This window comes from Micromonospora sp. KC606, assembly GCF_004348675.1.
In the GTDB taxonomy this organism is placed as follows: domain Bacteria; phylum Actinomycetota; class Actinomycetes; order Mycobacteriales; family Micromonosporaceae; genus Micromonospora.
Genome location: NZ_SMKN01000226.1, coordinates 1 through 9,470 on the forward strand (window position 1 = coordinate 1; position 9,470 = coordinate 9,470).

Annotated in this window: 8 protein-coding genes; 3 read left to right on the top strand and 5 right to left on the bottom strand. The window is 70.9% G+C overall.

Annotated features, from left to right (window positions below; all coding sequences use genetic code 11):
* On the top strand, positions 1-1,282 hold a 1,282-nt coding region (locus E1193_RS27050; protein WP_132186004.1), incomplete at its 5' end, for a glycoside hydrolase family 6 protein.
* Between the two features lie 199 nt (positions 1,283-1,481).
* Here the strand turns inward: E1193_RS27050 and E1193_RS27055 are convergent.
* The 5 genes from E1193_RS27055 to E1193_RS27075 all read right to left on the bottom strand — a co-directional run bounded on the left by E1193_RS27055 (position 1,482) and on the right by E1193_RS27075 (position 5,562).
* Positions 1,482-1,859, bottom strand: coding sequence for a hypothetical protein (locus tag E1193_RS27055; RefSeq protein ID WP_132186005.1), 378 nt, complete (start codon positions 1,857-1,859; stop codon positions 1,482-1,484).
* Positions 1,860-1,930: 71 nt separating this feature from the next.
* Positions 1,931-2,236 carry a hypothetical protein gene (locus E1193_RS27060; protein ID WP_132186006.1) on the bottom strand — a complete coding sequence of 102 codons (306 nt, stop codon included), beginning with the start codon at positions 2,234-2,236 and terminating at the stop codon, positions 1,931-1,933.
* A gap of 40 nt (positions 2,237-2,276) precedes the next feature.
* Entirely contained in the window at positions 2,277-3,935 is a 1,659-nt protein-coding gene (locus E1193_RS27065; protein WP_132186007.1) for a sodium:solute symporter family protein, read from the bottom strand.
* A gap of 122 nt (positions 3,936-4,057) precedes the next feature.
* Complete coding sequence (locus E1193_RS27070) at positions 4,058-4,957, bottom strand: hypothetical protein (RefSeq protein ID WP_132186008.1); 900 nt, start codon at positions 4,955-4,957, stop codon at positions 4,058-4,060.
* An 11-nt stretch (positions 4,958-4,968) separates the two neighbouring features.
* A complete protein-coding gene (locus E1193_RS27075; RefSeq protein WP_132186009.1) occupies positions 4,969-5,562 on the bottom strand; it encodes a hypothetical protein in 594 nt (197 codons plus the stop codon).
* Between the two features lie 267 nt (positions 5,563-5,829).
* Between E1193_RS27075 and E1193_RS27080 the strand changes: the two genes are divergently transcribed.
* Positions 5,830-7,329 carry a catalase gene (locus tag E1193_RS27080; RefSeq protein ID WP_132186010.1) on the top strand — a complete coding sequence of 500 codons (1,500 nt, stop codon included), beginning with the start codon at positions 5,830-5,832 and terminating at the stop codon, positions 7,327-7,329.
* Between the two features lie 210 nt (positions 7,330-7,539).
* The coding region (locus E1193_RS27085) for a nitrate- and nitrite sensing domain-containing protein (RefSeq protein WP_132186011.1) at positions 7,540-9,470 on the top strand (1,931 nt) is incomplete at its 3' end.

A 9,470-nucleotide genomic window follows, 5' to 3' on the forward strand; every position in this document is an offset into this window, starting at 1 on the left:
CCCGACCACTCCGCCGCCGGGCCAGAAGGCGGACAACCCGTACCTGAACGCCAAGGGGTACGTGAACCCGGAGTGGAAGGCCAAGGCCGAGTCGGTGGCCGGCGGCAACCGCATCTCGAACACCCCGACCGCGGTCTGGCTGGACCGGATCGCCGCCATCAACGGCACGCCGGACAGCAGCTCCAACGGCGCCATGGGTCTGCGGAACCACCTGGACGAGGCGCTGCGGCAGGGTGCCAACTACATCCAGATCGTCATCTACAACCTGCCCGGCCGGGACTGCGCGGCGCTCGCCTCCAACGGTGAGCTCAAGGCGCACGAGCTGCCCCGCTACAAGGCCGAGTACATCGACCCGATCGCCGCGATCCAGGGTGACGCGAAGTACCGCAACCTGCGGATCATCAACGTCATCGAGATCGACTCGCTGCCGAACATCGTGACCAACGTCTCGGGCCGGCCCGGTGCCACCGAGATGTGCGACACGGTCAAGGCCAACGGCGCCTACGTCAACGGCGTCGGCTACGCCCTGGCCAAGCTGGGCGCGATCCCCAACGTCTACAACTACATCGACGCCGGCCACCACGGCTGGCTCGGCTGGGACAGCAACTTCAGCCCGAGCGCGCAGATCCTGCGCGACGCGGCCGGCGCGTCCGGCAGCACCCCTGCCCACGTGCACGGCTTCATCGTCAACACCGCGAACTACTCGGCCCTCAAGGAGCCGCACTTCAAGGTGACCGACACGGTGAACGGGCAGTCCGTCCGGCAGTCCAAGTGGGTCGACTGGAACTTCTACGTCGACGAGCTCTCGTTCGCCCAGGCGTTCCGCAACGAGCTGGTCAGCAAGGGCTTCGACCGGAACATCGGCATGCTGATCGACACCTCCCGTAACGGTTGGGGCGGCTCGGCCCGGCCGACCGGCCCCGGCCCGATGACCAACGTCGACGCCTACGTCAACGGTGGCCGGGTCGACCGGCGTATCCACGCCGGCAACTGGTGCAACCAGGCCGGTGCGGGTCTGGGCGAGCGTCCCAAGGCCGCGCCGGAGCCCGGCATCGACGCCTACGTCTGGGTCAAGCCCCCGGGCGAGTCGGACGGCTCCAGCAAGGAGATCCCGAACACCGAGGGCAAGGGCTTCGACCGGATGTGCGACCCGACCTACGAGGGCAACGTCCGTAACGGCAACAGCAGGACCGGTGCCCTGCCGGACGCCCCGATCTCGGGCGCCTGGTTCCCGGCGCAGCTCGCCGAGCTGATGCGCAACGCCTACCCGCCGCTCTCCTGACCAGGCGGACGGCCTACCCGCCGCGGCAGGAGTGAGGCACTGCCGCGGCAGGGTTCCCAGGGCCCCTGGTCCGACCGTCACCGGTCGGGCCAGGGGCCCCCGCGGTGCCACCGCCTGTCCGCCCCAGCCCGGTGGCGCCGGTGGGACGGGACAGGGTCGGTGCCCAGGTGTCGGGTGGGTCGACGGTCGACGCGGTGGATCAGGGGACCGTCTTCTCGATCGCCGCCGGCCCCAGCTCGGCCAGATCGCGACGGGCCCGCTCGATGTTCTCCGGGGTCAGGTCCTGCCCCCGCGCCATCACCAGATCCTCCGGCTCCCACTGCTGCTCCGCGCCGGTGCGGATGTTGGCCGCGCCGGTGCCGGTTCCGGTCGCGCCGGTGCCCGCCGCGTACGGGTCGCCCAGTAGTTCCCCGGCGCTGCCCCTCGTTCCGCCGCCCGGTTCGGCGAAGGCCGGATTGTCCCGGTCCGGGCCGCCGTCGGTGGCCAGTTGCGGCACGGTGGTCTCGTCATCGACCGCGGCGGCCACCTCGGGGCTCTCCTCCAGCGGTCGGCCGCGGTTGGGATCACGATCCGTCATGGTGCTGCCCTCCTGTCCCAGGATGCTCTGATCTCGCGTACCCCGCTGGGACGGGCCCATGCCGGTGCTGGTCAGACCTCCCGGGCCTCCTCGGCGGTGGGCGGCTCGACCGGGCGCAGCCACTGCCAGGCCAGCATGAACAGGCCGAAGAGCAGCATCGCCAGGCCGGCCCACAGGTTGATTCGCAGACCCTGCGCCTTGGCGATCTCCGACTGCCCGTCGAAGAGGCCGACCAGGCCGACGAGCACGCCGTACACGACGAACAGCCCACCGATCACCCGGCGGATGTCGAACAGCCGGGCCGCGGCGGACCTCGCCCGCTCCTGCTCGGTCTCCTCGACCAGCGGATCCTGCGCCCGCTCGCTGTGCTGATCCATGGAATCGACCTTCCTCTCGTGTCGCCGCCGGGGACCGGCCTCAGAAGACCGGGATGTACAGGACCACGGCCAGGACCAGGGCGATCGCGCCGAGCAGCACCGGCGAGCGCCACCAGACCCGGTCGCCAGCCAGCACGTCGCCCTTCAGGTCCACTGCGCCCATGCCGTAGACCAGGCCCTGGAGTTCGTCGTCGGGCTTGGGGTGGGTCAGCGGGGTGACGATCGCGGCCACCACGGCGACCGTGGCGAAGGCGATGCCCGCCCCCCAGAAGCTCTCCTCCAGGTCGGAGTTGAAGTGCAGCACCCCGCCCTTGTAGAGCAGGTACGTGGCCAGCGCGGCCAGGGTGCCCGACAGCAGCGACCAGAAACCGGCAAGCGGGCTCATCCGCTTCCAGAACATGCCGATGATGAAGGTCGCGAACAGCGGGGCGTTGAACAGCGAGAAGAGCGCCTGGATGTAGTTCATGATGTTGCTGAATCCGGCCGCGATGAACGCCGTGCCGATGCCGACCAGCACGCCGCCGACGGTGGCCAACCGGCCCACCCGGACGTAGTACTCGTCCGAGCCGTCGCGGCGCACGTACGCCTGCCAGATGTCGTACGTGAAGACGGTGTTGAAGCCGCTGACGTTGGCCGCCATGCCGGCCATGAACGAGGCGACCAGGCCGGTCACCGCGATCCCGAGCACCCCGTTGGGGAGCAGATCGCGCATCAGCAGTGGAATCGCGTTGTTGTAGACCAGATCGCCCTCGCTGGCACCCAGTCCCTGCACGGTGACCATGGCGATCAGGCCCGGGATGATGGTGACCGCCGGGATCAGCAGCTTCGGGTAGGCGGCGATGATCGGGGTCCGCCGGGCGGCGCTCATGTTCTGCGCCGACAGGGCCCGCTGCACCTCGGCGAAGTTGGTGGTCCAGTAACCGAAGGACAGCACGAAACCGAGACCGAAGACGATGCCGAACCAGTGCGCGCCCAGCGGGTTTTCGGTGCTGCCGGTGCCCTGCCAGGCGTGCAGGCCGGCCTCGCCGAGCCGGGACTCGCGGACGGCGTCCATCAGGCCGCCCACGCCGCCGACCTTGACCAGCCCGATCACGGTGATCGGCACCAGACCGGCGATGATCACGAAGAACTGGAGCACCTCGTTGTAGATCGCGCCGGAGAGCCCGCCGACGGTGATGTACGCCAGCACGATCACCGCGCCGACCGCGATCGCCACCCACAGCGGCCAGCCGAGCAACGCCTGCATGATCAGCGCCAGCGCGTACAGGTTGACCCCGGCGATGAGCACCTGGGCCACCGCGAAGCTGATCGCGTTGAGCAGGTGGGTCGGCCGGTTGAAGCGCAACCGCAGGTACTCGGGGACGCTGCGGACCCGGGAGCCGTAGTAGAAGGGCATCATCACGATGCCGAGGAAGACCATCGCCGGGACGGCGCCGATCCAGTAGTAGTGCAGGGTCATCATGCCGTACTGGGCGCCGTTGGCGGCCATCCCGATGATCTCGAGGGCGCCGAGGTTCGCCGAGACGAAGGCCAACCCGGTCACCCAGGCCGGCAGGGAACGCCCGGAGAGGAAGAAGTCGACGCTGGTCCGGATGGCCCGGCGGGCGGCGAAACCGACACCGAGCACGGTGACGAAATAGAGCGTGAGAATTCCGTAGTCCAGCCCGTTCATGCTCAGCCGGAGGCCGCCGCCGTCCATTCCGCCACCCTTCGTCGTGTACGTGGGCGAGCTACTACCCCGAAGGTGAAATTCCACGCGCGTCGTACGCCACACGCGCGGGCGCCCCGGCCAACCTGCGACCGGGGCGCCCGACTGCGCGGTCAGCGACCGAGAACCCGGTCCAGGAAGTCCCGGTACTGGCGGACCGCCACCCGCAACTGCTCGGTGTCGGCCGAGCCGGCGTCCTGCCCGCCGCCGATCCGCTGCTTCTGCGCGGAGAGTGCGGCCGATAGCGCCTGGATGGCCTCCTCGACCAGTGACTGCGCCTCGCCGACCGCCGCCCGCGGGTCGTCCACGAAGCGGAGCTGGACCTCCCGCCAGCGGTCCCGGAAGCCCTGTGCCACGTCCGCCTCGAACAGGGTCGCCGCGTGCGTCGGCACGTTGCCGTCGGCTGTCCCGGTCGCTCCGGTGGCGGCCGGCGCAGGGTCGGCCCCCGGCGCCTGGGCGTCCGGGTCGACCATCGTCAGCGCGGCACTGCCGTATCCGGCAGCACCGGCGGCCGACGCGTCGCCGTCGCGGCGCACCCCGCCCGGACCTGCCCCGTCTCCGGCGGACCGGTGCCCGGCCTCCCAGCGGTCGCGGTCGTGGATCCGGTCGGCGGCCGTCGGGTCGGCCCGCTCGTCGTCGAACGGCTCGGTCCGCCCGGGTGCGCCGTCGCCGGGCATCGCGGTGTCCTCCTGTCGGGCGTCCCGCTCGTCCTCCGGACGCCCGCTGGCCAACGCCGAGGCGGCGACCGCGTCGCCCACCGTGGCCGCGCCGAAGGCGGTCGGCAGCGGGGCCGGTTCGTGGAACTCGGGTCGGCCGCCGTCGCGGTCGTCGGCGGCGTCGGTCACCGTCGGGTCGTCGAAGGTTCCCCGGTCGTCCAGCACGTCCTCCGGGGTGCCGGCCCGCCCGTCCCGGTCACGGTGTGCGGTCACCTCACCGGCGGGCGGGACGGGCGCGGGCGCGGACCGCACCGCCTCCGGACGGTCCTGGTTGACCTGCTGTTCTTCCTGGCGCATGGCGGCTCTCCTCAGCGGCTGGTGGCGTCCTGCGGGCTGTCCGGTTGGCGCTGCGCCGGTGGTCGCTGTCCGACCGGTTCCTCGCCGAGCAGGTCGGCGAAGAGGGTCCGGTAGTGCACGACGGCCTGGCGCAGCTCCTCGGTGCTGGCCTCGCCCCGCTCGTTGCGCAACCGGATCTCGTGCGCGTCCCGATAGTGGGTGAGGGTGCGGGCGTGCTCGACGGAGAGGTGGGCGATCTGCTCCGGGAAGTCCCCCGTGGGGTAGCCCCGCTCCGCGATGAGCCGGCTGACCAGTTCGTCGGCGTCGCCGACCGTCTCGGCCGGGGAGTCGACGAAGCGGACCTGGAGTTCCTCCCAGGCGGCGGCGTACCGGGCACGGGCCTGCGGGTCCAGCGGGGTGAGTTCGAGCTCGGCGTGCCGGCGTTCCCGGTCGCGCAGCTCCCGTTCGGCGGCGGTGCGGCTGTCCTGTTCGGTGACGACCCGGTCGTACTCGGGGCCGAAGCGGTGTTTGAGCGCGCGGCGCCGGCCGGCCGCGACGGCCACGGCGACCAGCGCCGCGACCACCAGCACGGCGAGAACCACAACGATTACCTGCGTGGGCGACATGGCTCCTCCTTCACCACCTGGTATTCCCTCCGTCCGGTGATCGCCAATCCCGATCCGGTCGACTTTCCTGACCGGCCGTCCGGGCGACGCCCTGACCGCTCCAGCGGTGGGACGCGGACCGACATGGCACGGCCCGCCAGGACTGACCCGGCTAGAAGTTGACTGATTCCAGAGAACGCGATTGGGTGGGGTGATGCCGGTCGTGTCCGCCGGCACCTCCCACAGGAGGCGTCGCTTGGACTGCCGGAACACATGAGGAGAACAGCGATGAGCGAGCAGACCGACAAGCCCATCCTCACCACCCGTCAGGGCCACCCCGTCCACAACAACCAGCAGCAGCGCACCATCGGCCCGCGCGGCCCGGCGACGCTGGAGAACTACCACTTCCTGGAGAAGATCAGCCACTTCGACCGGGAGCGGATCCCCGAGCGGGTGGTGCACGCCCGCGGCTTCGTCGCCCACGGCGAGTTCGAGGCGTACGGGACGATCGGAACCGGTGATCAGGCCGTGCCGGCGTCCACCCTCACGAGGGCCAAGCTCTTCCAGACCAGGGGCAAGAAGACCCCGGTCACCATCCGGTTCTCCACCGTCATCGGCGGCCGGGACTCCTCCGAGGCGGCCCGCGACCCGCGCGGCTTCGCGGTGAAGTTCCGCACCGAGGACGGCAACTGGGACATGGTCGGCAACAACCTCCAGATCTTCTTCATCCGTGACGCGATCAAGTTCCCCGACGTGATCCACGCGCTGAAGCCGGACCCGGTGACCTTCCGCCAGGAGCCCAACCGGATCTTCGACTTCATGTCGCACACCCCCGAGGCCATGCACATGCTGACCTGGCTGTTCAGCCCGTACGGCATCCCGAAGAACTACCGCACGATGCGCGGCTCCGGGGTGAACACGTACCGCCTCGTCAACGCCGACGGCGAGGGCGTGCTGGTCAAGTTCCACTGGCTCTCGCAGCAGGGCGAGCACAATCTCACCGAGGCGCAGGCGCAGGAGATCCAGGCCAGGGAGCTCGGCCACGCCTCGAAGGACCTCTACGAGGCCATCGAGCGCGGCGACTACCCACAGTGGGAGCTCAACGTCCAGGTCATGAGCGACGACGAACACCCGGAACTGGACTTCGACCCGCTCGACGACACCAAGATCTGGCCGGAGGAGCACTTCCCGTACCTCCCTGTCGGAATGATGACTCTCAACCGGAACATCACCGACCACCACCAGGAGAACGAGCAGATCGCCTTCGGCACGGGTGTGCTGGTCGACGGCATCGACTTCTCCGACGACAAGATGCTCGTCGGCCGCACCTTCTCCTACTCGGACACCCAGCGCTACCGGGTCGGCCCGAACTACCTCCAGTTGCCGGTCAACCGGCCCCGGGAGGACGTGGTGGTCAGTACCAACCAGGCCGGCGGTGCGATGTCGTACGGGGTGGACAACCGGGGCGTCAGTCCGCACATCAACTTCGAACCGTCCTCCGTGGCCGGGCTGCGCGAGGCCGACGAGTCGTACCGGGAGTACCGCCCGTTCGTCTCCGGGCAGGTCATGAAGGCTCCGATCGAGCGGCAGGACAACTACTCCCAGGCTGGCCGGCGGTACCGCGAGATGGCCGACTGGGAGCGGGACGACCTCGTCCTCAACCTGGTGACCAACCTGTCCCAGTGTGACAAGCACATCCAGGAGAAGATGGTCTGGCACTTCAGCCAGTGCGACGAGGAATACGGTCGTCGCGTCGCCGAGGGCCTCGGCCTCTCGGCCGACGGCTGAGTCCTGTCACGGCCGACGCCCGCCGGTGATCCGGCGGGCGTCCGCCCGTGCGGAGGGTCCACAACGGAGCGCAGGTGGGGCCGCTGTTGCCCGGTAGTGCTCCGGGCCCCGATTACGTATCCTGCCCAAGGTGCCCGTGCCCGGTGCCCGGTGCCGTGGCCGGGTTCCGCCCGGCCGGCACCGCTGCCATCCCCTTCGGCCGAGGACTCAATGGACACCCACGACTGGTCGATCCGCGCCAAGCTGACCGCACTGGTCGTGACCCCGGTCGCTGCCCTGCTGGCGCTCTGGGTCTTCACCACCACACTCACCCTCGGCCCCGCACTTGATCTGCTCGTCGCGGGTACCTTCATCGAAGAGCTCGGCCGCCCCGGCGGCGCGGCCGTCGCGGAACTGCAACGCGAGCGGCGGCTCTCGGTTGTCCAACTCGCCGGTACGAGGACGCTGCCGGCCCTGGCCGAGCAGCGGCAGCGCACCGACGCGACAGTGGCCGACCTGCGCCGGCGCATCGGCGGGGAACGCCTGCGCGATGCCAGCGGCGACCTGCTCGACAGACGTCTCGGCGAGCTGGCCGCCACCCTCGACACCCTGCCGGCCGGGCGTGACCTCGTCGACCGCCGGCAGGTCGACCCGGGCGGCGCGGGCGGTCTCTACACCGGCGTCATCGAGGCGGTCTTCCAGACCTTCTCCGCGATGGCCGACGGGCCCGACGCGGAGCTGAACCGCCAGGCGTCGGCGCTCACCGGCCTCGGTCGGGCCCGTGAGCTGCTCAGCCAGACCGACGCGCTGGTGGCCGGGGCGGTCACCAGGGGCCGGTTCGCCGAAGGGGAGCACCTGCGGCTGGTGCGTATCATCGGCAACGAACGGTTCCTCGCCGACGCCTCCATGACCGACCTGCCGATGGAGGACCGGGCCGCCTACCAGCGGCTGGCGGCCGGGAAGGACTTCGTCCGACTGCGCGCCATGCAGGAGGCGCTGCTGCGCGCCGACCCGGCGGGCCGCCCACCGGTGGACGGCCGCGCCTGGGTGACCAGCTACGAGGCCGTGCGGCAGCAGTTGATCGACTTCGAGCTGCGCCAGACCCACGTGCTGGCAGACCGCACCATGCCGGTGGCGATCACCATCCTGGTCCGGCTCGCCGCCGCCGGGGTGCTCGGGCTGCTGGCGGTCGTCGTTTCGGTCCTGGTCGCGCTGCGGGTCGGGCGCACGCTGGCCCACCGGCTCACCGGTGTGCGGACCGCCGCCCTGGAGATGGCCGAGCATCGGCTCCCGGACGTGGTGGCCCGGCTGCGCCGGGGCGAACAGGTCGACGTGGCGCGCGAGGCGCCGCCGCTGGAGTACGGCGCCGACGAGATCGGCGACGTCGGGCGCGCCTTCAACGAGGTCCGGCGCACCGCCGTCAGCGCCGCCGTCGACGAGGTCAGCCTGCGCCGGGGCCTGAACGAGGTCTTCCTCAACCTCGCCCGCCGCAGCCAGGGCCTGGTGCACCGGCAGCTCGCCCTGCTCGACCGGATGGAACGGCGCACCGAGGACCCGGACGAACTGGCCGACCTGTTCCGGGTCGACCATCTGGCCACCCGACTCCGCCGGCACGCCGAGGACCTGGTCATCCTCGCCGGGGCGGTGCCCGGGCGGGGTTGGCGACAGCCGGTCGCCGTGCTGGACGTGGTCCGGGGCGCGGTCTCCGAGGTCGAGGCGTACGACCGGGTGGACGTCGGGGAACTGCAGCCCGCCGGCCTGGAGGGCCGGGCTGTCGCCGACGTGATCCACCTGCTCGCCGAGCTGATCGAGAACGCCACCGCCTTCTCCCCGCCGGAGACCCGGGTCGGGATCGCCGGCCAGCGGGTGCCCAAGGGGTACGTCGTCGAGATCACCGACCACGGCCTGGGAATGTCCCCGGGAGCGGTGGCGGAGGCCAACCGCCGCCTGGCGGACCCGCCCGATTTAGACCCGACCGACAGCGCCCGGCTCGGACTATTCGTGGTGGCCCGCCTCGCCGCCCGGCACGGCATCATGGTCACCCTGCGCTCCGAGCAGCCCGGCGGGCTGACCGCCGTGGTGCTCGTGCCGACCGACCTGGTCACCGACGAGCCGCCCGCCCCGCCCGTCCCGGTGCGCCGCCCGAGCGTCCCGGCCAGCGG

Bases quoted from the DNA above. Each gene is read 5' to 3' on its own strand.
- E1193_RS27055 (WP_132186005.1), bottom strand. From the start codon at position 1,859: ATGACGGATCGTGATCCCAACCGCGGCCGACCGCTGGAGGAGAGCCCC.
- E1193_RS27060 (WP_132186006.1), bottom strand. From the start codon at position 2,236: ATGGATCAGCACAGCGAGCGGGCGCAGGATCCGCTGGTCGAGGAGACC.
- E1193_RS27065 (WP_132186007.1), bottom strand. From the start codon at position 3,935: ATGGACGGCGGCGGCCTCCGGCTGAGCATGAACGGGCTGGACTACGGA.
- E1193_RS27070 (WP_132186008.1), bottom strand. From the start codon at position 4,957: ATGCGCCAGGAAGAACAGCAGGTCAACCAGGACCGTCCGGAGGCGGTG.
- E1193_RS27075 (WP_132186009.1), bottom strand. From the start codon at position 5,562: ATGTCGCCCACGCAGGTAATCGTTGTGGTTCTCGCCGTGCTGGTGGTC.
- E1193_RS27080 (WP_132186010.1), top strand. From the start codon at position 5,830: ATGAGCGAGCAGACCGACAAGCCCATCCTCACCACCCGTCAGGGCCAC.